This window comes from Arthrobacter sp. LT660 (assembly GCF_056172845.1).
In genome coordinates this window covers 730579-751414 of record NZ_CM149651.1, presented here as the reverse complement: position 1 = coordinate 751414, position 20836 = coordinate 730579, and the positions used below count along the sequence as shown (strand labels likewise).

Sequence of the window (20836 nt, the reverse complement as noted above, 5' to 3'; positions counted from 1 at the left end):
GAGACCCCGATGACAGACCTTCACCCGCGTTCGGCAGCGCCCGAACAGGAACCCGTGCATCCCCTGGCTCTTCGGCTGTCCGGCAAGGCCGTGCTGTGCGTCGGCGGCGGTCCCGTCGCCGAACGACGCGTCTCCCAACTGCTCGACGCCGGCGCCGAAATCACCGTCGTCGCGCCGGACGCCGTGCCGGCCCTGGCCGAGGCGGCGTCCGCGGGACTTCTGGCCTGGAAACGCCGCGCCTACCGTCCCGGGGACCTCGACGGCGTCTGGCTCGCCCACACCGCGACCGGTGACGGCGACACGGACGCGGCCGTTGCGGCGGACGCCGATGAAAGGCGGATCTGGTGCGTCAACGCCTCCGACCAGGCGGCGTCCAGCGCCTGGACCCCCGCGGTCGCGCGCATCGGAGACGGCATCACCGTGGCCGTCACGGGTGGCGGGGACCCACGGCGGGCGGCCGGACTGCGCAACGCCATAGCGTTGGCCGCGGACACCGGGCTTCTCCCGCTGCGCAGGCGCCGCAAGGGCACCGGATCCGTGGCGCTCGTCGGTGGCGGGCCGGGGGAATCCGGCCTCATCACGGTGATGGGACGTCGCCTGCTGGCCGCCGCCGACGTCGTCGTCGCGGATCGTCTCGGCCCACGGTCGCTGCTGCGCGAGCTGGACGCCGGCGTGCGGATCATCGAGGTGGGCAAGGCTCCCGGCGACCACCTCGCCACGCAGGACGAAATCAATGCCGTGCTCGTGGCCGAAGCCCGCGCCGGACACCGCGTTGTCCGTCTCAAGGGCGGGGACCCCTATGTCCTTGGCCGCGGCGGGGAGGAGGCCGCATTCTGCCGCGAACACGGTGTCTCCGTCCAGGTGGTGCCCGGGGTGACCAGCGCCGTGTCCGTGCCCGCGGCCGCCGGAATCCCCGTGACCCACCGCGGGCTGGCTGCCGGTTTCTCGATGGCCACGGGTCACGCCGAACTCGCCGAGCTGCCCGCCCGACCGGACCATACGCTGGTGCTGTTGATGGGAGTGCGCCGGCTCCGGCAGAACACCGCGACCCTCCTCGGTCGGGGACTCCCGCCGGACACCCCCGTCGCCATTGTCGAACGCGGCTGGACCCCCGAGCAGCGTGTCACCATCGACCGGCTCCATTCGATCGCGCGCACGGCAGAGTCGGTCGGCGTGGAAAACCCGGCCGTGGTGGTCATCGGCGATGTGGTCCGCCTCAGTCCGCACGCCGTCGGCCGGATCGCCGGCCGAGCGTCCGCCGCGACGAACGACGTCAGGCAACCCGTCGCCGTCGGCTGACCGGCCCCAGCGAACAATCACACCCAGCAAACAGACCCCAAAAACACAGCACCAGGAGAACCCATGACGAACCGCCACCACCACACCGCAGAGACCGCGACGCCGTCCGCGCTTTCCGCGCGTCCGCTGCGCGTGGCCATCGTTGGCGCCGGTCCCGCGGGCGTCTACGCCGCTGATCTCCTCACCAAGGCCAAGCGCGACTTCGAGGTCGGCATCGACCTCTTCGACGCCTACCCGGCGCCCTACGGGCTGATCCGCTACGGCGTGGCCCCGGACCACCCGCGCATCAAGGGCATTGTCAACGCCCTCCACAAGGTCCTGGACCGCGGCGACATCCGGTTCTTCGGCAACGTCGAATACGGGACAGACCTTTCGCTCGAGGAGTTGCGCGCCCATTACGACGCCGTCATCTTCGCCACCGGGGCGATCAGGGACGCGGACTTGAACATCCCCGGCATCGAGCTGGAGGGGTCCCACGGCGCCGCGGACTTCGTGTCCTGGTACGACGGCCACCCCGACGTGCCGCGCGAATGGCCGCTGGAGGCCAGGGAGGTGGCGGTCATCGGCAACGGAAACGTCGCCCTCGACGTGGCCCGGGTGCTGTCCAAGCACGCCGAGGACCTGCTGGTCACCGAGATCCCCGACAACGTGTTCCGGGGCCTGGCCGCCTCGCCGGTCACCGACGTGCACGTCTTCGGCCGCCGCGGACCCGCGCAGGTGAAGTTCACCCCGCTGGAGCTGCGCGAGCTCAGCCACAGCCGCGACGTGGACATCGTGCTCTATCCGGAGGACTTCGAGTTCGACGAGGGCTCAGACACCGCCATCAAGACCAACAACCAGGTCAAGACGATGGTCAACACGCTGACCAACTGGCTGGTCGAGGAACAGGATTCGGGTGCGTCCCGCCGCCTGCACCTGCACTTCCTGCACAATCCCATCGAGGTCCTGGGGGATGACGGCAAGGTCTCCGGCATGCGCTTCGAGCGCCAGGAGCTCGACGGCTCGGGCAACGTCCGCGGAACCGGCGAGATCCTGGACTACCCGTTCCAGGCCGTCTACCGCGCCATCGGATACTTCGGGTCGGCGGTGGAGGACGTCGAATACGACGGCCGAACCGGCACGATCCCGAACGCCGGGGGCCGCGTCCTTGGCGCCGACGGTGTGCACGTGCCCGGGATCTACGCCACGGGTTGGATCAAGCGCGGCCCGGTCGGCCTCATCGGCCACACCAAGGGCGATGCGCTCGAGACCGTTACCCACCTGCTGTCCGATCTGGCAGAGCTGCCGCTCGCCACGGATCCGGCCACGGACGCCGTCGTCGCGCTCTTGGAATCAAAGGGCATCGAATACACCACCTGGGACGGTTGGCTCGCGCTCGACGAGCACGAAAAGCAGCTCGGCGCGGACGCCGCCCCCGCGCCCACGGCCAAAGGACCGGTGGTCCGCGAACGCGTAAAGGTCGTCGAGCGCGGCGCGATGGTCTCCGTCTCGCGCGGCGCCACCGCCGACAGCCGGGCCTGACGCCGAACCCCGGGCAGCGGATCCGGCGGGTCGCGTCATCCGCCGGATCCGTTAGACTGGACGCCATCGGCTTAGACCCGGCCATCACCGGCGAGCCTCCGGAAGAAAAGGCGCATCGTCCACCGGACGCCGCGTCCCAGTAGAACCGGACGGGTATGCCCGTCACAGCAGTCAAGGAGCGGCCGCGCACCGGGATTTCCCGGGGCGCGAGCAAGCGGGGTGGTACCGCGCGGACCGGCGACCGACAGCCGGGACACGTCCCCGCATCGAGTACACGCAGCGTCCCCCGGGACGCCGACCGATGCCAGGACTGCCGCAGATGACCAAGTACCCCAAGGCTTCCACCGATCCGCAGGCCACCACGGCCGCCTCGCCCCGCTTCCCCGAGATCGAGGAGCGCGTCCTGGGGTATTGGGCCGCGGACGCGACGTTCCAGGCGTCGATCGACCAGCGCGAGGCCGGCGACAACGAGTTCGTCTTCTACGACGGCCCGCCCTTCGCCAACGGCCTGCCGCACTACGGGCACCTGCTCACCGGCTACGTCAAGGACCTGGTGGCGCGCTACCAGACCCAACGCGGCCACAAGGTGGAGCGGCGCTTCGGCTGGGACACCCACGGTCTGCCGGCGGAGCTGGAGGCGATGAAGCAGCTCGGCATGACAGACAAGCAGCAGATCGAGGCCATGGGCATCGACAAGTTCAACGACGCCTGCCGCTCCTCCGTCATGAAGTACGCCGACGAATGGCAGGAGTACGTGACCCGCCAGGCGCGCTGGGTGGACTTCGAGAACGACTACAAGACGCTCAACGTCGAGTACATGGAATCGGTCATCTGGGCCTTCAAGGAACTCCACACCAAGGGACTCACCTACCAGGGCTTCCGCGTCCTTCCGTATTGCTGGAAGGACGAGACGCCGCTGTCCAACCACGAACTGCGCATGGACGACGACGTCTACAAGAGCCGGCAGGACCAGACGGTCACCGTCACGTTCCCCCTTCGGGCGGGGGAGTCCGACGTCTCGCGTGAGCTGGCCGGAGTCCTCGCGCTGGCGTGGACGACGACACCCTGGACGCTGCCCACGAACGCGGCACTCGCCGTCGGACCCGACGTCGAATACTCCGTGGTGCCCATCGGTCCGGACGGCGTCAAGGCCTCGGCCACGGGGTTCGACGCCGGAGCGCGCTTCCTGATCGCCAAGGACCTCGTCGGCAACTACGCCAAGGACCTCGGCTATGCGGACGCCGGGGCAGCCGCCGCCGCGGTCACGTCCACCCACACGGGCTCTACCCTGGCCGGCATCGCGTACGAGCCCCTCTGGGACACGTTCGCGGAAGACGAAAAGTACGGGATGGAGAATGCCTACCAAATCCTCGTGGCGGACTACGTCACGACCACCGACGGCACGGGAATCGTCCACCAGGCACCCGCCTACGGCGAGGACGACCAGGCCGTCTGCGAGGCCAACGGCATCCCCGTGGTCCTGTCGGTCGACGAGGGCGCGCGCTTCCTCCCGATGTTCGCGGGCGGGCCGCTGGACTCGATCGTGGGCGTGCAGGTCTTCGACGCCAACAAGACCATCACGAACGTGCTGCGTGCCGACGGCCGGCTGGTCCGCCAAGCCAGCTACGAACACAGCTACCCGCACTGCTGGCGCTGCCGCAACCCGTTGATCTACCGCGCCGTCTCCTCCTGGTACGTGCAGGTCACCGCCATCAAGGACCGCATGGTCGAACTCAACCAGGGAATCAACTGGATCCCGGGCAACGTCAAGGACGGCCAGTTCGGCAAGTGGCTCTCCAACGCACGCGACTGGTCCATCAGCCGCAACCGCTACTGGGGATCTCCGATCCCCGTCTGGGAGTCCGACAATCCCGAATTCCCGCGTCGCGACGTCTATGGATCACTCGCGGAGATCAAGGCGGACTTCGGCCGCCTGCCGCTGAACGACGCCGGTGAGGTCGACCTGCACCGCCCGTTCATCGACGACCTCGTGCGACCCAACCCCGACGACCCCACCGGCCAATCCACGATGCGCCGCGTCGAGGACGTCCTGGACGTCTGGTTCGACTCCGGATCGATGCCGTACGCGCAGGTCCACTACCCCATGGAGAACAAGGGCTGGTTCGAGTCGCACAACCCGGCGGACTTCATCGTCGAGTACATCGGGCAGACGCGCGGCTGGTTCTACACCATGCATGTGCTGTCCACCGCGCTGTTCGACCGCCCCGCGTTCACGAACGTCATCAGCCATGGGATCGTGCTGGGTTCCGACGGCCAGAAGATGTCCAAGTCGCTGCGGAACTACCCGGACGTCAACGAGGTCCTGGACCGCGACGGCTCCGACGCCATGCGGTGGTTCCTGATGGCCTCGCCGATCCTGCGCGGTGGCAACCTGGTGGTCACCGAGCAGGGCATCCGCGAGGGCGTTCGGCAGGTGCTGCTTCCGATGTGGAACGTCTGGCACTTCTTTAGCCTCTACACCAACGCCGCGTCCAACGGCTCGGGATACGAGGCGAAGGCCCGCTACGAGTCGACCGATCCGCTGGACCGCTACATGCTCGCCGCCACCGGGGACCTCGTTCGCGAGGCCACCACCGCGTTGGACGCGTACGACATCTCCGACGCGTGCGACGCCGTCCGCCGTTACATGGACACGTTGACCAACTGGTACGTGCGCCGTTCCCGCCAGCGCTTCTTCGAGGAGGACGGGCAGGCGTTCGACGTCCTGTACACCTGTCTGGAAACGCTGTGCCGCGTCGCGGCCCCGCTGTTGCCGCTGGCCACCGAGGAAATCTGGCGCGGTCTCACGGCCGGCCGATCCGTGCACCTCGCGGACTGGCCGGACGCCTCCGTGTTCCCGCGCAACGAGGAACTGGTTGAGCGCATGGAGCTCACCCGCCGGGTCTGCTCCGTGGGCTCGTCCCTGCGCAAGGGCGCGAGCCTCCGCGTGCGCCTGCCGCTGGGCGGGATGACCGTGGTCGCCGAGGGAGCCCGGGACCTGGAGGGAACCTTCGCGTCCATCATCGCGGACGAACTGAACCTGCGCTCGGTCACCTTCCTGGACGCGAAAGAGGCCGACGCCGGCGAATTCGGCATCAGCCAGAGGCTCGTCGTCAACGCCCGCGCGGCCGGACCGCGGCTCGGCAAGGGCGTACAGCAGGCCATCAAGGGATCGAAGTCCGGCGACTGGTCGGTTGACGCCGACGGCGCGGTCGTCTCCGGCGGGCTGGCCCTCGAGCCCCACGAGTACAGCCTCGAGACGGTCGTCGAACAATCGACCGACGGCGCGTCGATCGCGGCGGCCGTTCTGTCCGGCGGCGGCTTCGTGGTGTTGGACACCCAGGTCACCGACGAGCTCGCGGCCGAGGGGCTGGCGCGCGACATGGTGCGCAGCATCCAGCAGGCGCGCAAGGACGCGGACCTTGCGGTCAGCGACCGGATCCGCACGGTCATCCACGCCGACGCCGCAACCGTCGCGGCGCTGCACGCCAACGCGAATCTCATCAAGACGGAAACACTGACCGTGGGACTGGTGCTCGAGGAAACCTCCGGCCCCGTGCGCATCGACGTGGAAACCGTCGCGGCCGCCGAGGCCGCACTCACCGGATTGGATACCAACAAGTGACCAACATCGACGAATTTTCCGTGGAGAGCGTCTACGCGGAACTCCTGGGAAGGGCACCGGAGAACAAGATCGAACCCCGCATGGAACCGATGTTCCGTGTGATGGAGATCCTCGGTGAGCCGAACAAGGCGTTTCCGATCATCCACGTCACCGGGACCAACGGAAAGACGTCCACCGCGCGGATTCTCGAATCGCTGCTGCTCGCCCACGGCCTGCGGACGGGCCGATACACCAGCCCGCACCTCTCGAAGGTCACGGAGCGGATCAGCATCGACGGCGAATCGGTCGACGACGAGACGTTCGTGCGCATCTGGGACGAGATCCGCCCCTACCTGCGGATCGTGGACGGGGAGTTGGAGGCACGCGGCGAAAACCGGCTCACGTATTTCGAGGCGGTGACCGTGCTCGCCTTCGCCGTCTTCGCGGACACCCCGGTGGACGTCGCCGTGATCGAGGTGGGTCTCGGCGGCATCACCGACGCGACCAACGTCGGCGACGGCCAAGTGGCTGTCGTGACCCCGATCTCCCTGGACCACACGGAGCTGCTGGGAGACAGGGTCGAGGACATCGCCGCCGAGAAATCCGGCATCGTCAAGCCCGGCGGATTCCTCGTCAGCTCCGCGCAGCCGCCGGCCGCCGCGCAGGTGCTCCTCGAGGCTGCGCGTGGCAAGGACGTCCCCTTCCGATTCGAGGGCGTCGAATTCGGCGTCGAGGAGCGCACGCTTGCCGTGGGGGGTCAGCTTCTCGCCATCCGCGGACTGGCCGGGCGCTATGCCGACCTGCAACTGCCGCTGCACGGCGCCCACCAGGCGCAAAACGCCGCCGTCGCGGTCGCCGCTTTGGAGGCGTTCCTCGGTGGAGGCGAGAAGCCGTTGGACATCGAGCTGGTCCGCGAGGGCTTCGCGAACGCGGCCTCGCCCGGCCGGCTCGAGGTCGTGCGCACCGCACCGACCGCGATAGTCGACGCCGGCCACAACCCGGAGGGGCTGCGCGTGAGCGCGGAGGCGGTCAAGGAGGCCTTTGGCTTCAGCAAGCTGGTCCTCGTGGTGGGCATCCTGCGCGACAAGGACGCGCCGGCGATGCTCGCCGAACTGCGCGCCCAGTACGGCGAGCTGGTCGAGGACATCTGCCTGACCCAGTCGACGTCGCCGCGGGCGATCCCCGCGGGGGAACTGGGGGAGATGGCCATCGAGGCCGGATTCCCGGAGGGCGACCTGTACGTCACGGAGCGGCTCGACGACGCCCTGGAGTGGGCAGTCGGCCGCGCCGAGGCCACCGAGGATTTCGGCGGCGGAATCCTGGTCACCGGCTCCATCACCGTGGTGGCCGAGGCCCGAACACTGTTGGGGAGCTAGCGGCATGGCACGCATGACCAGGGCACAGCGCGAATGGCGGCCCGGGCAGAAGAGGAAACGGCGCTCGATCCGGGTGATGTTCGCCTCGACCGTCCTGACGCTCGAGGCCTTCGTGGTGCTGTTCGCGACGCTCGGCGTGTTCGGCCTTTACCGGGACCGTTTCGCCCCGGCGCTGACCCTCTCGGCCGGCGTCGGACTGGCGGTCGTCTGCATCCTCACGTGCGCGCTGCTGCGGCGGCCGTTGGGCTACTGGATCGGCTGGGCGATCCAGATCGTCCTCATCATGGCGGGATTCGTCGAGCCGCTGATGTTCGTCGTGGGCATCCTTTTCGCGTGCACCTGGTGGTACGCGGTCGCCAAGGGACGATCGATGGACCTCGAGAATGCCCGACGCGACCGCGAGCAGGAGCGCTGGGAGGCACGGAACACCGGTCCGGCGGACGGCTCCGCGCCGCCAGCGGGCGGTGGCCCCGTCGCAGACTAGACTTGAATCCGCACACCTTCCCGACCACACACCACCGAAGGAGCACACCCTTGTCCACTGAACGGACCCTGGTTCTCATCAAGCCCGACGGCGTCAAGCGCCAGCTCACCGGCACCATCCTGGCCCGCATCGAGGCCAAGGGCTACGGCCTCGTGGGGCTCAAGCAGGTTTCGGCCACCCGCGAGCTGCTCGAGGCCCACTACGAGGAGCACGTCGGCAAGCCGTTCTACGAGCCGCTGGTCGAGTTCATGCTCTCCGGACCGCTTGTCGCCGCCGTCTTCGAGGGCGACCGTGTCATCGAGGGCTTCCGCTCCCTGGCCGGCACCACCGACCCGACCACCGCGGCCCCCGGCACCATCCGCGGCGATCTCGGCCGCGACTGGGGCCTGAAGGTGCAGCAGAACCTGGTCCACGGTTCGGACTCCGCCGAATCCGCGGCCCGCGAGATCGGCATCTGGTTCGCCTAACGACAACAGAAACGACAACAGAGAGGGAACGACGCCGGTGCGCACCGGCGTCGTTCCCTCTCTTTATGCGCGGGCGAACCTAGCCGACGAAGACGTTCATGAAACGGAAGAAAACGGACGCCGCGCATAGCACGAGAAGCAATGCGACCACGACCCAGGACCACTCCCGGGCCGCGCGGCGCAATCCGGTCCCCGCGGGCAGCACGCCGGCGTCGATGTTGCGGGCCGTGGTGTAGACGAACAGCGGCACCACCATGGCCCAGACCACCATGCAGTAGAGGCACAGGATGTTGATGTCGTACAGCGCTTGGGACCAGAGCCACACGCAGAACACGAACGCGAGCGTGATGCCGGCCTGGAAAGCGATCCACCACCACGCGGCCAGGCGCGCGCCCGCCAGCAGGGCCGCGCCGGTGGTCACGACCACCGCGAACCCCGCGATGCCGATCAAGGGGTTGGGGAATCCGAACAGCGACGCCTGCCACGACTCCATCACCCGGCCGCAGGACACCCACGGGTTGATGTCGCAACTGGTGACGTGCCCGGGGTTCTGATAGAGCGCCAGGCGTTCCAGAACCAGAACGGCCGAGGCGATCCACGCCACGGTGCCGGCGAGGAGGAGCAACGTGCCGAATCCCCGGCTCGTCTCCGTGTTCTCCGGCTGTGGCACATGGACTCCTCGGTGGGGCCGGCGATCGGGCCGGACGGTGGTTGCTCACGATGATTCTAGGCCGCTTCCGCGGCGCGCTTCGCCCGGTGTGAGAAGATGAAAGCGGTCGGTCGAGGATCCACAGTCCCCGTCCGGCCCAGCGACAGGCTTCCCAGCCCGCGGGCGATGGATCATTTCACGGTGCCGGAACACGGCATCGCTTGAAGACCGCCGACGGTCGCCGCAACGTAAAGCGGCTTGCCGGGAAAAGCGCCGCTGGTCCACCGGGACGTCCGCACCCCTCAATGACGGTGCACCTCGGCGGATAGCACACTGACTTCCGGGAACGGGATGGCCGCAAGGCTCCGTTCCCGAACTGAGCACCCGGCGGGCCCTGCTGTGGAGGAACTCCCCGGGTAGGAGTATGGCCTTTCATGGAAACGACCAACGAAGAACTGAACGAAACGCCGGCTACCGCCGTCGCAGAGGACGCCCCGAAGAAGCGCGCACCGCGCAAGCGAACGGCACCCAAGAAGGCCGACGACGACGCCGGGGCGTCGGGAATCCAGATGCCCGCCGCCGAGGCAACCGCTCCCGGTGCGGTTCCTTCGTCTACGGAGGAGGGGGCACCGGGCGAGCCCGTGGTCGCCAAGCGTTCGCCCCGTCGCCGTACGGCCGCCAAGAAGCCGGTCGAGGCGGAGGGACCCGCGGCGCCTACCGCCGCCACGGATGTCCCCGCCGCCGGTGCCCCGCCTGAGGAGTCCACCGAGTCGCCGGTCAAGCCCGTCCGCCGCCGTGCGAGCCGGGCCAAGAAAACCGAGGAAGCAATCCCGGCAGCCGCCGTTGAGGCTCCGGCAGGGGAGGCCGAATCAGTTGTTGCGGTCGGCTCCGCGGAGGAGGCCGTCCCGGCCGAACCAGCACCGGCCAAGGCCACCAGGACGCGCAAGGCCCCGGTCCGGCGCACGAAGAAGTCGACCGACGAGCCTGCCGAGAAGCCGGCCTCCGCCGATGCGGCCGTCCCCGCAGCCGACGCCGCCGCTTCGGGCCGCGCGGTGGAAAACGCGGGTTCCTCGTCCACGGACGCCGTCGAGGCCACCGGGCCGTCGAGTGGTGCCGCGGATCCGTTCGCGGTCCCCGAATCGCCGATGTCCCTGCTCTTCCACGCGCCGGACCTCACCGCAGTCGTGGCACCCACGCGTCATAGGTCCGCCGAGCCCGCAGGTGCCGATGCGGCGCCCACCGAGGACGATTCGGCAGAACGCTCCAGCGGACGCCGTAGCCGCCGCGGTCGGGGACGCGCCCGGGAAGAGGGCATCGAAACGCCCGCCCCGGAGGCCCAGGACCAGGAGCAGGACGAGAACGGCACCGAGGGCGACGGCGTCGTTTCGCGCCGCCGTCGCCGCCGCCGCCGTGGCGACGCCGATCTTGAGCTGACGGGCGGACAGGACGACGATCCGCCAAACACGGTGACGCGTGTCCGCGGCCCGCGTGCGGCGGCCCCCGAGCCCGCCCCGTCCAACAAGGTGACCAGCGTCAAGGGCTCGACCCGGCTCGAGGCCAAACGCCAGCGCCGCCGCGAGTCGCGCGAGACAGGCCGCCGGCGACATGTCATCACGGAGGCGGAGTTCCTCGCCCGCCGCGAATCCGTCGACCGCCAGATGATTGTCCGCCAGCGCGAGGACCGCATCCAGATCGGCGTCCTGGAGGACGGCATCCTTGCCGAGCACTTCGTGTCCAAGACGCAGCAGGACTCCCTGATCGGCAACGTGTATGTCGGCAAGGTGCAGAACGTGCTTCCGTCCATGGAGGCGGCGTTCGTCGACATCGGGCGTGGCCGCAACGCCGTGCTCTACGCGGGCGAGGTCAACTGGGATGTGGCCGGCCTCGACGGCCAGCCGCGCCGCATCGAACACGCGCTGAAGTCCGGCGACTCCGTGCTGGTCCAGGTCACCAAGGACCCGGTGGGCCACAAGGGCGCGCGGCTGACCAGTCAGATCTCGCTTCCCGGCCGGTACCTGGTCTACGTCCCGGGCGGATCCATGACCGGCATCTCCCGCAAGCTGCCGGACGTCGAGCGCAACCGCCTCAAGAAGATCCTGAAGGACCACCTGCCGGAAAACGCCGGAGTGATCGTCCGCACGGCCGCCGAAGGCGCCAGCGAGCAAGAGCTGATGAACGACATCAACCGCCTGCGCGCCCAGTGGGAGTCCATCGAAGCCAAGTCCACGTCGACGAAGACCGCGCCTCCCGAGCTGCTCTACGGCGAGCCGGACCTGACCATCAAGGTGGTCCGCGACGTCTTCAACGAGGACTTCTCCAAGCTGATCGTCTCCGGCGAAGAGGCGTGGGACACCATCGAGGCCTACGTGACCTACGTGGCCCCGGATCTCCTGTCGCGCCTGGAGCAGTGGACGTCCGACGAGGACATCTTCACGGCGAACCGCCTCGACGAGCAGATCCACAAGGCCCTCGAACGCAAGGTGTTCCTGCCCTCGGGCGGTTCGCTGGTGATCGACCGCACCGAAGCCATGACCGTGGTCGACGTCAACACCGGCAAGTTCACGGGTAGTGGCGGGAACCTCGAGGAAACCGTCACCAAGAACAACCTGGAGGCGGCCGAGGAGATCGTCCGGCAGCTGCGGCTGCGGGACATCGGCGGCATCATCGTCATCGACTTCATCGACATGGTCCTCGAGGCCAACCGGGACCTGGTGCTCCGCCGCATGGTCGAGTGCCTCGGCCGCGACCGAACCAAGCACCAGGTCGCCGAAGTCACCTCGCTCGGTCTGGTGCAGATGACGCGCAAGCGCATGGGCACCGGGCTGCTGGAGGTCTTCAGCGAGAACTGCGAGGCCTGCAACGGCCGCGGGGTTGTCACGCACGAGGAGCCGGTGGAGCACCGCCGTTCCTTCCCGTCCCAGGGCGAGGCTCCCGCGGGCCCGCGCAACGACCGCGCGCCCCGGCAGGAGCGCCGCCGGCGCCGCGGCCAGGACAAGGACCAGGACACGGGTGCGGAGGTCCAGCATGCTCCGACGCCGGCGCCCGAGGACCCCGAGCGCGCGGCGAAGGCAACCGCCGCACGTGCGGCCTTCGCCTCCATCGCCGCCGCCGCGCAGGCCGCCCACGAACACGAGGCACACCAGGGCACTGAGCAGGAAGCCGCGGTGGAACCGTTGCCGTCCGCTGCGGGGACCGCGGAGCCGGTGGACGCCGGGCAGGGCGAACAGGACGAGGACCAGGTCCTGAGGATCGCCGGCGAGGAAGTTCGTCTCCCGCGCTCGCGCCGTCGGCGCCGCGCCTCCTCGCCGGAGCAGGCACCGTCGTTGACGCTCGAGTCGCTGTCCGCGGCGTTCGGGACATCCGCCGACAGTTCGGAGGGCCACGCAGCAGGGTCGGCGTCATCCGAGGCGCCACCGGAGTCGTCGACGCCCGCGCCTCGGGAAGAGTCGGCCGCATCCGAGCGCCCACGGCGCAACCGGCGCTCCTCGGGGAACCGTGGCGCGGCGCCGGAAACGACGCCGGAAACCAACCCGCGTCCGGCGGTGTCGGGAGTCGCGGGCCAGTCCGTCGCGCCTGTGGAGACGGAGCCGCCCGCGGTATCGGAGCCGGCCGAAGCCCGTCGGCCGTCGGTGGCCACGGAGCTCGCTCAGCCCCAAGAGCGGCCTCGTCGACCCCGGCGCAATCGCTCGGCGCGCAGTGCGCAGGGCGCGGGCGACACGCCGATCGAGAACACCTCCACGGACGGCTCACGCACGTCCGCCGCGGTCGGAAGCGCCCATGTGGCACGGCTGTCGGACGAGAACGTCGCGGCGCCGTCCGACGGAGAAGGAACGGGCCCCTTGGTGCTCGGCGTCGGCGTTCCGGCGTCGGAACTTTAGGCGTACGCTCTTGACGACTCGCCGGGGCAGCGTGTATTTGCCCCGGCGGGCCGGATTAGCGTAACCTTGATCTTCGGTGCGAACGCCAGCTAATCGGAATTTCCGCTCGGCGTGACAGCACGGCGCAAACCCGAAACCTAGTTGCGGGTGCCTTATGCGCAGTTAGAGTAATAAACGTCGAGAGAAGTGAGTACCAAAGTGGTGTACGCGATTGTCCGCGCTGGCGGCCGCCAGGAAAAGGTCTCTGTTGGAGACTTCGTTACCCTTGACCGCGTCCCCGTGGCAGCCGGCGGCACCATTGAGCTCCCGGCCCTGCTTCTGGTCGACGGCGACAAGGTGACGTCCGCAGCCAACGAGCTGGCCAAGGTCACGGTCACCGCCGAGGTTCTGGAGAACCTCCGCGGCCCGAAGATTGTCATCCAGAAGTTCAAGAACAAGACCGGCTACAAGAAGCGCCAGGGATTCCGTTCCGCGCTGACGAAGGTCAAGGTCACCTCCATCGCCTAAGGCGCCGGAGAGCAGTTTCCCCCCGATTTGAAGGTAGGCACATTCAATGGCACATAAGAAGGGCGCGAGTTCCACTCGCAACGGCCGCGATTCCAACGCCCAGTACCTGGGCGTCAAGCGCTTCGGTGGACAGGTTGTCTCCGCCGGCGAGATCATCGTCCGCCAGCGCGGCACCCACTTCCACCCCGGAGCCAACGTCGGCCGTGGAGGCGACGACACCCTGTTCGCCCTCGCAGCAGGCGCTGTCGAGTTCGGCACCCGCCGCGGACGCCGCGTCGTGAACATCGTGGCCGCCGACTAGTAGTCCGGCGACAGCGAGTTTTACTAGACTGGAGGGTGGGCCGTTCGGCCCGCCCTCCAGTTGCATTTCGGCAGTACCCGCATATCGGCAACATCGCGCCGCCGCCCCGGCGGCGCACCCTAAAGAGGAGTCCCGTCAGTGGCAGCGTTCATAGACCGCGTGGTCCTTCACGTATCCGGTGGAACCGGAGGCCACGGCTGTGTCTCCATCAAGCGCGAGAAGTTCAAGCCGTTGGGCGGTCCCGACGGCGGGGCCGGCGGCAATGGCGGCGACGTGATCCTGCGTGTCGACCCGCAGACCACAACGCTGCTCGATTACCACCACCTGCCGCACCGCCATGCGAGCAACGGCGAAGGCGGCAAGGGGGACATGCGTCCCGGCAAGCACGGCGAAACACTGATCCTTCCCGTTCCCGAGGGAACGGTCGTCAAGGACCGAAGCGGAAACATCCTCGCCGACCTCGTGGGCGAGGGAACGGAGTACGTGGCCGCGTCCGGCGGGCTCGGCGGACTCGGGAACTCGGCGCTTTCCTCGCAGAAGCGCAAGGCACCCGGTTTCGCGCTCCTCGGCATCGCCGGCACCGAGGGCGATATTGTCCTTGAGTTGAAGACCGTCGCGGACATCGCGCTGGTCGGCTACCCGTCGGCGGGCAAGTCCAGCCTGATTGCGGCCATCTCCGCCGCGCGTCCCAAGATCGCGGACTACCCGTTCACCACCCTCGTTCCGAACCTCGGCGTCGTACAGGCGGGCGAAGTCCGCTTCACCGTCGCGGACGTGCCCGGCTTGATCCCGGGCGCTTCGGAGGGACGCGGCCTCGGCCACGAGTTCCTCCGCCACGTCGAGCGTTGCGCGGCGCTGGTCCACGTGCTCGACTGCGGCACCCTGGAGTCGGACCGCGATCCGATCTCGGACCTCGACACCATCCAGGCGGAGCTCGACGCCTACGAGGTGGATTCCAGCTTCGCCGGGGTCGACGGGCAGATCATTCCGTTGAACGAACGCCCGCGACTGATTGCCCTGAACAAGGTCGACATGCCCGACGGCGACGACATGGCCCGTTTCGTGCGGCCCGAGCTCGAAAAACGCGGATACCGAGTCTTCGAGGTCTCGGCGCTGGACCGCACGGGACTGCGTGAATTGACGTTCGCGATGGCCGGGCTGGTCGAAGAGGCCCGAAAACTCATCGATGCGGCCCCGCCGATCGCACCGGTTCCGGTCCTGCGTCCCCGGGCCGTGAACTCCAAGGGCTTCGACATCCGCCGCGAGGAGCGCAACCTCGAGCCGCTCTTCCGGGTACTGGGGGAGAAGCCGCTACGTTGGGTCAAGCAGACCGACTTCACCAACGACGAGGCAGTCGGCTATCTGGCGGACCGCCTGGCCAAGCTCGGCATCGAAGAGAAGCTGTTCCGCATGGGCGCCAAGCCCGGCGACGCCGTGGTCATCGGCGACGATCGCGAGGGCGTGCTGTTCGACTGGGAGCCCACCATGGCCGCGGGCGCCGAGCTGCTCGGATCGCGGCGCGGCCACGACGTGCGCCTCGAAGAGCTCAACCGGCCCACGCGCGAGCAGAAAAAACAGGACCATCAGGACCGCAAGGACCGCCGTGCCGCGGCTCGGGACGAACTAGAGGCCGATCGCAAGGCCGGCGTCTGGACGGAGTCCGTCAACTACAAGCACCAGCAGCGTCCGCAGGCAGACGGCGAGTAGTCATGCGGGAAAACCGGAAGCCGTCCGCGGTCAGCGAGCCGGCGGACCTGGCCCGCGCGCGCCGGGTGGTGGTGAAGGTCGGCTCCTCGTCGTTGACCACCATCGGCGGAGGGATTTCGGAGGCCGCGCTGGCGTCTTTGGTCGACCGCCTGGCCGCGGTCCGCAATGCGGGGACGGAACTGATCCTGGTGTCCTCCGGTGCCATCGCCGCCGGTCTGGCTCCGCTCGGCCTCGCCCGCCGGCCGCGTGACCTGGCGACGCAGCAGGCCGCCGCCAGCGTGGGCCAGGGACTGCTCATGGCACGGTACACCCAGGCTTTCGGCGCCCACGGCGTCAACGTCAGCCAGGTGCTTCTGACGGCCGACGACTTGATCCGTCGCCAGCAGTACGCCAATGCGTTCCGGGCCCTGAGCCGCCTGCTGTCCCTCGGCGTCGTGCCTGTGGTGAACGAGAACGACACGGTCGCGACCCATGAGATCCGGTTCGGGGACAACGACCGCCTCGCCGCACTCGTCGCGCACCTCGTGAAGGCCGACGCGCTGGTGCTCCTTTCGGACGTCGACGCACTCTACGACGGTCCTCCGCAGGCCGGAGCGACACGCATTCCCCGGGTCGATTCGGCCTCCGACCTTGCCGGTGTGCGCATTGGCAGCGCCGGCAAGGCCGGCGTCGGAACGGGCGGGATGGCCACGAAGGTCGAGGCCGCCACCATGGCGGCCGAGTCCGGCATTCCGGCACTGGTCACGTCCACCGGCAACGCGGCGCGCGCCCTGGCCGGCGAGGACGTCGGCACCTGGTTCGCTTCGCGGGGCAACCGCAGGCCGGCCCGGATGCTGTGGCTCGCGCACCTCGCCAGCACGCAGGGCAGGCTGGTGCTCGACGACGGCGCCGTTGCCGCGGTTGCCTCCGGCGTCAGGTCGCTGCTGCCCGCCGGCATCACGGGCGTGCAGGGCAACTTCGAGGCCGGGGACCCCGTCGAGATCGCCGACGCCGCAGGGACCGTCGTAGCCCGCGGCCTCGTCAACTACTCGTCGGTCGAGCTGCCCGAGATGCTGGGGCGCAGCACGCGCGAATTGTCGCGGAATCTCGGCCCGCACTACGAACGGTCCGTCGTCCACATCGACGACCTCGTCCTGGTCTAAGCGCAGGCGCCGGGCCGCAACATGCGGGCACCCGACGGCCCGGGTACTAAACTGGTGCCATGACCCAGCATGTCCACCAGGCTGAAGAAGCCGCGCACGCCGACGCCCCCTCCCCATCCGCACCCCACGCGGCGACGGAGACGACCCGGACGCCGCCGGCGGCACCGACGGGGCCCTCGGCGGTCGAGGCCGTTGCCGCCATGGCCGACCGGGCACGCCTCGCGTCGCGCCATCTGGCACGCGCGAACCGGGACTGGAAGGATCGGGGACTCAACGCCATCGGCCGGGCGCTGGACGCTGGGCGGCGCCCGGTGCTGGAGGCGAACGGGCGGGATCTCGACCGCGAGCGGTCGGCCGGCACCTCCGACGCCCTGCTCGACCGGCTCCGCCTGGACGATTCCCGCGTGGACGCCCTGGTGGCTGCCCTCGAAGAACTCGCCGGCCTTCCCGATCCCGTCGGCAGCGTCCTCCGCGGGCAGACGCTGCCCAACGGGCTGCGCATGAGGCAGGTCTACGTCCCGATGGGAGTCGTTGGCGCCATCTATGAGGCACGTCCCAACGTTACCGTCGACATCGCAGGCCTGGCGCTCAAGAGCGGCAACGCAGTGCTGCTCAGGGGCGGTTCCGCGGCCGCCGAGACCAATCGTGTCCTGGTGCATCTCATCCGCGATGCCCTGCGCGAAGCGGGGCTCCCCGCCGATGCGGTGCAGAGCGTGGACGAATACGGGCGCGCCGGTGCCACTGCGCTGATGGGTGCCCGCGGAAAAGTGGACGTGCTGATTCCGCGCGGCGGACGGTCCCTGATCCAGTCCGTGGTAAAGAACGCCCAGGTTCCCGTCATCGAGACGGGGGAGGGCAATGTGCACATTTATCTGGACGAATCCGCGGACGAGGACGCAGCCGTCGAGATTCTCCTGAACGCCAAAACGCAACGGCCGTCGGTCTGCAACACGGTCGAGACCCTGCTCGTACACCCCGGTTCCACCGCCGCGCCCGCTGTCCTCGCCGCGCTGGCCGCGGCCGGTGTACGGCTCCATGCCGACCCCCGCGCCGCGGGCATCGCGGGGGACACGCCCACAGTGGCGGCCACCGACGAGGATTGGGCCACCGAATACATGGACCTCGACCTCGCCGTCGCGGTGGTGGATACATTGGACGACGCACTGGAGCACATCCGTCGCTGGTCGACGGGACACACGGAGGCCATCCTGACCAACAATCTGGTCAACGCGGAGCGTTTCGTCGCCGAAGTCGATTCCGCGGCGGTGATCGTCAACGCATCCACGCGCTTCACGGACGGTGGACAGCTGGGGCTGGGTGCCGAGGTGGGCATCTCGACGCAGAAGATGCACGCGCGCGGCCCCATGGGCCTGCGGGAGCTGACGACCACCAAGTGGATCGTTCAGGGCGACGGCCACGTCCGTTCGTAGACCCTTGGCCCAGTAGGTACGATAGAGCCCAAGCAAGATCAGTTTCGCGCGCCCCCGACCGGGTCCTCCGCGTGGACGGAACCAAACTAGGAGAGACATGCTCACTCAGCAGTTCGCAGCAGTGCTGGCCAGCGCGGCGGAAGCCGAAGCCGAGTCCGCGACCGGCACCGCCCTTCTGGTCGGAGGCAGCATCATGGCGCTGTTCCTTCTGATGCTTCTGGTCACGGTTTCCTTCTCCAACGTCGGCCGGCGCCACGAGATCCACGCAGAGATTCCGGATGCCCACCGCCAGCACGCCAACAAGCACGGCGTCGAGCATCACTAGCGAAACCGAGGCAAAGGGCTCCGCGCGGCCCTTTCGCCTGGGGGTGATGGGAGGCACGTTCGATCCCATCCACCACGGGCACCTGGTCGCCGCGAGCGAGGTGGCCGCGGAATTCGATCTCGACGAAGTGGTGTTCGTGCCCACGGGCCGTCCGTGGCAGAAGTCGCACCGCGTGGTCACGGATTCCGAACACCGGTATCTCATGACCGTGGTGGCCACGGCGTCGAATCCCCGTTTCACGGTCAGCCGCGTGGACATCGAGCGTCCCGGGCCGACGTACACCATCGACACGTTGCGGGACCTTCGCCGACTCCGCCCCGAGGCAGACCTCTTCTTCATCACGGGTGCCGACGCGATGGCGCAAATCCTTTCGTGGAAGGACATCGACGAGTTGTGGAGTCTGGCGCACTTCGTGGGCGTCACCCGACCGGGACACGAACTTCCCGACCTCGGACGGCAGGACGTCAGCCTGCTGGAGGTGCCCGCGATGGCCATTTCGTCCACCGCGTGCAGGACCCGGGTACAGACCGACAAGCCGGTCTGGTACCTCGTGCCGGACGGGGTGGTTCAGTACATCGCCAAATACGAGTTGTATAGTGACGACGGCGGAGACGACAGCGCCTAGCCGGGAATGGATAGCATGAGCGACGACCAAGGGCCCGCGGTGAGCCGCCGGTCCCTGCGCGAAAAGAGACGAGCCGGGGAGGCCGCGAGCCGCAACGAGCGTTCGTCGGCCGACGGCGTCGAACGCAATCCTTCGTCGCCCGAAGACCCAGCGGCTCCCCAGCGCGCCCCCATAGCCGAACCGACCGACGCCACCGCGGCACGGGTCGCCCGCGCCAACCGGTCGCGCCGTGCCGCGGACGCTCCGGTCGACGCGGTGCCCGAACGCACCTCCCTGCAACGGGCCCGGGACCGCGAGGCACTGCGTACCCGGCGACGTCTCGAGACGGGCACGGCTTCCGATGCCGCGCCGGGGGCGAGCCCCGGACCCGTGACGCGCCGGCAGCTGCGGCTGCAGTCGCTTGCGGTGGCCAAGGCCGAGTCGGCGCAAGAAAATTCGGCCGAGGCCAACGACGACGGCATGAGCGTCGAGGCGGCGCTCGCGGCGCGGCGCGAGCTGATGGGGCTGACACCCGGCACGGACGAGGACGCTGACGAGTCGGCACCCGACGACACCGGGCTGATGAACCTGGAGCGACTCGCCAAGCAACGCGAACATGCCGCGCGCGCGGCGGTCATCAATCGACGGGTCGCCGAGCGCCGCCGCCTCGAACAAGCCAACTCGCAACGTCTGCAGCAGGTGCGCTCGGACCCGTTTACGGGCTCCATGACCCAGCTTCGGGACCAACAGGCGGAGAAGGACCTGGCCAACACGGGTGTCCGCGGACCGCAAACCAGCGGTTTTCGGCTCGAGCTGGCGGCGAAACCGCCGGTCGGGCCCACGGAACCCGAAGTCGGAGCGGCGGTCCGGCCCGATGCCATCCCCGTTCAAGCCGTCACGGCCCAGGGGCTGGATCCGCTGGACTACATGACCGCCGGAGTGCGTCGGGCGAATCGCCTTGCTCTCGTGGTCCTTGGATCGCTCGTCGTGGGAGCGGCAACGCTCGTGACCGGCCTGATCCTGATGATGAACTCACGCTAGGCGCCGCCTGGCGTCTGCAACACCTACTAAGGAGCCCCATGGCCTCTGCAGACCACTCCCTCGAAATCATCCGCATCGCCGCGCTCGCCGCGGCGGACAAGCTTGCGGAGAACCTGGTCGCGCTTGACGTGAGCGAACGCCTCGGGATCACCGACGCGTTCCTCATCGCCTCGGCTTCCAGCGAACGCCAGGTCAATGCCATCGTCGACGGGATCGAGCACGCGCTCGGGGAGTCGATGGACCTGCGTCCCGTCCGCCGCGAGGGTCGAGGCGAGGGCCGGTGGGTCCTGCTCGATTACCTCGACGTCGTGATCCACGTCCAGCACGAGGAGGACCGTGTCTTCTATGCCCTGGATCGCCTGTGGAGCGACTGCCCGTCGATCGAGCTCCCCACCACGGGAGAACCGGGCAAGCCGGTTATCGAGCAGGATACGGTCCAGGAAGCCGCCGAGCAGGATTAGCGCCGCCCTCCTGCCGGGATTTGCACCCCGGTTTTCCGGT

At 68.7% G+C, this 20836-nt stretch carries 17 protein-coding genes; 16 read left to right on the top strand and 1 reads right to left on the bottom strand.

The genetic code is table 11. The features are described 5' to 3' along the window. Window positions 1–9: 9 nt before the first annotated feature. The 6 genes from cobA (at window position 10) to ndk (ending at window position 8751) form a co-directional block, all read left to right on the top strand. The gene (gene cobA, locus AC0QSG_RS03460; protein ID WP_475376666.1) at window positions 10–1299 is read left to right on the top strand and encodes a uroporphyrinogen-III C-methyltransferase; all 1290 of its coding nucleotides are present in this window, start codon (window positions 10–12) and stop codon (window positions 1297–1299) included. Window positions 1300–1362: 63 nt separating this feature from the next. Further along, entirely contained in the window at window positions 1363–2820 is a 1458-nt protein-coding gene (locus tag AC0QSG_RS03455; protein ID WP_475376665.1) for an FAD-dependent oxidoreductase, read from the top strand. Window positions 2821–3139: 319 nt separating this feature from the next. Further along, window positions 3140–6445 carry an isoleucine--tRNA ligase gene (gene ileS, locus AC0QSG_RS03450; protein WP_475376664.1) on the top strand — a complete coding sequence of 1102 codons (3306 nt, stop codon included), beginning with the start codon at window positions 3140–3142 and terminating at the stop codon, window positions 6443–6445. Next, on the top strand, window positions 6442–7800 hold the full coding sequence (locus AC0QSG_RS03445) for a bifunctional folylpolyglutamate synthase/dihydrofolate synthase (protein WP_475376663.1): 1359 nt from the start codon (window positions 6442–6444) through the stop codon (window positions 7798–7800). Before ileS ends, AC0QSG_RS03445 begins: the two co-directional genes overlap by 4 nt. 4 nt (window positions 7801–7804) lie before the next feature. Further along, a complete protein-coding gene (locus AC0QSG_RS03440) occupies window positions 7805–8284 on the top strand; it encodes a DUF4233 domain-containing protein (protein ID WP_475376662.1) in 480 nt (159 codons plus the stop codon). 50 nt (window positions 8285–8334) lie between these two features. Further along, window positions 8335–8751, top strand: coding sequence for a nucleoside-diphosphate kinase (ndk, locus tag AC0QSG_RS03435; protein ID WP_435728679.1), 417 nt, complete (start codon window positions 8335–8337; stop codon window positions 8749–8751). A gap of 79 nt (window positions 8752–8830) precedes the next feature. Here ndk and AC0QSG_RS03430 read toward each other — a convergent pair whose 3' ends face one another. Then, the gene (locus AC0QSG_RS03430; protein ID WP_475376661.1) at window positions 8831–9421 is read right to left on the bottom strand and encodes a vitamin K epoxide reductase family protein; all 591 of its coding nucleotides are present in this window, start codon (window positions 9419–9421) and stop codon (window positions 8831–8833) included. 413 nt (window positions 9422–9834) lie between these two features. On the opposite strand from AC0QSG_RS03430, the gene AC0QSG_RS03425 reads away from it, so the two are divergent. The 10 genes from AC0QSG_RS03425 to rsfS all read left to right on the top strand — a co-directional run bounded on the left by AC0QSG_RS03425 (window position 9835) and on the right by rsfS (window position 20796). Continuing rightward, window positions 9835–13278, top strand: coding sequence for an Rne/Rng family ribonuclease (locus AC0QSG_RS03425; RefSeq protein ID WP_475376660.1), 3444 nt, complete (start codon window positions 9835–9837; stop codon window positions 13276–13278). A gap of 198 nt (window positions 13279–13476) precedes the next feature. Next, window positions 13477–13785 carry a 50S ribosomal protein L21 gene (gene rplU / locus AC0QSG_RS03420; RefSeq protein WP_373970569.1) on the top strand — a complete coding sequence of 103 codons (309 nt, stop codon included), beginning with the start codon at window positions 13477–13479 and terminating at the stop codon, window positions 13783–13785. A gap of 46 nt (window positions 13786–13831) precedes the next feature. Further along, window positions 13832–14086 carry a 50S ribosomal protein L27 gene (gene rpmA / locus AC0QSG_RS03415; protein ID WP_435728682.1) on the top strand — a complete coding sequence of 85 codons (255 nt, stop codon included), beginning with the start codon at window positions 13832–13834 and terminating at the stop codon, window positions 14084–14086. A 138-nt stretch (window positions 14087–14224) separates the two neighbouring features. Then, entirely contained in the window at window positions 14225–15793 is a 1569-nt protein-coding gene (gene obgE, locus AC0QSG_RS03410; protein WP_475376659.1) for a GTPase ObgE, read from the top strand. Window positions 15794–15795: 2 nt separating this feature from the next. After that, window positions 15796–16935: a glutamate 5-kinase gene (gene proB, locus AC0QSG_RS03405; RefSeq protein ID WP_475376658.1), complete on the top strand. Its 1140-nt coding sequence runs from the start codon at window positions 15796–15798 to the stop codon at window positions 16933–16935. 59 nt (window positions 16936–16994) lie between these two features. After that, window positions 16995–18365, top strand: a complete 1371-nt coding sequence (locus AC0QSG_RS03400; RefSeq protein WP_475376657.1) for a glutamate-5-semialdehyde dehydrogenase — start codon at window positions 16995–16997, stop codon at window positions 18363–18365. Between the two features lie 97 nt (window positions 18366–18462). Continuing rightward, window positions 18463–18690 carry a hypothetical protein gene (locus tag AC0QSG_RS03395; protein ID WP_475376656.1) on the top strand — a complete coding sequence of 76 codons (228 nt, stop codon included), beginning with the start codon at window positions 18463–18465 and terminating at the stop codon, window positions 18688–18690. Window positions 18691–18736: 46 nt separating this feature from the next. Then, entirely contained in the window at window positions 18737–19315 is a 579-nt protein-coding gene (nadD, locus tag AC0QSG_RS03390) for a nicotinate-nucleotide adenylyltransferase (protein ID WP_475376655.1), read from the top strand. 15 nt (window positions 19316–19330) lie between these two features. Further along, window positions 19331–20335, top strand: a complete 1005-nt coding sequence (locus AC0QSG_RS03385) for a hypothetical protein (protein ID WP_475376654.1) — start codon at window positions 19331–19333, stop codon at window positions 20333–20335. 38 nt (window positions 20336–20373) lie between these two features. Then, window positions 20374–20796, top strand: a complete 423-nt coding sequence (gene rsfS, locus AC0QSG_RS03380; protein WP_435728689.1) for a ribosome silencing factor — start codon at window positions 20374–20376, stop codon at window positions 20794–20796. The last annotated feature ends 40 nt before the right edge of the window (window positions 20797–20836 follow it).

What these genes read in the sequence shown, in the direction of transcription:
- cobA (WP_475376666.1), top strand. Translation starts at nt 10, where the DNA reads ATGACAGACCTTCACCCGCGTTCGGCAGCGCCCGAACAGGAACCCGTG.
- AC0QSG_RS03455 (WP_475376665.1), top strand. Translation starts at nt 1,363, where the DNA reads ATGACGAACCGCCACCACCACACCGCAGAGACCGCGACGCCGTCCGCG.
- ileS (WP_475376664.1), top strand. Translation starts at nt 3,140, where the DNA reads ATGACCAAGTACCCCAAGGCTTCCACCGATCCGCAGGCCACCACGGCC.
- AC0QSG_RS03440 (WP_475376662.1), top strand. Translation starts at nt 7,805, where the DNA reads ATGGCACGCATGACCAGGGCACAGCGCGAATGGCGGCCCGGGCAGAAG.
- AC0QSG_RS03425 (WP_475376660.1), top strand. Translation starts at nt 9,835, where the DNA reads ATGGAAACGACCAACGAAGAACTGAACGAAACGCCGGCTACCGCCGTC.
- rpmA (WP_435728682.1), top strand. Translation starts at nt 13,832, where the DNA reads ATGGCACATAAGAAGGGCGCGAGTTCCACTCGCAACGGCCGCGATTCC.
- proB (WP_475376658.1), top strand. Translation starts at nt 15,796, where the DNA reads ATGCGGGAAAACCGGAAGCCGTCCGCGGTCAGCGAGCCGGCGGACCTG.
- AC0QSG_RS03400 (WP_475376657.1), top strand. Translation starts at nt 16,995, where the DNA reads ATGACCCAGCATGTCCACCAGGCTGAAGAAGCCGCGCACGCCGACGCC.
- AC0QSG_RS03395 (WP_475376656.1), top strand. Translation starts at nt 18,463, where the DNA reads ATGCTCACTCAGCAGTTCGCAGCAGTGCTGGCCAGCGCGGCGGAAGCC.
- nadD (WP_475376655.1), top strand. Translation starts at nt 18,737, where the DNA reads ATGGGAGGCACGTTCGATCCCATCCACCACGGGCACCTGGTCGCCGCG.
- AC0QSG_RS03385 (WP_475376654.1), top strand. Translation starts at nt 19,331, where the DNA reads ATGAGCGACGACCAAGGGCCCGCGGTGAGCCGCCGGTCCCTGCGCGAA.
- rsfS (WP_435728689.1), top strand. Translation starts at nt 20,374, where the DNA reads ATGGCCTCTGCAGACCACTCCCTCGAAATCATCCGCATCGCCGCGCTC.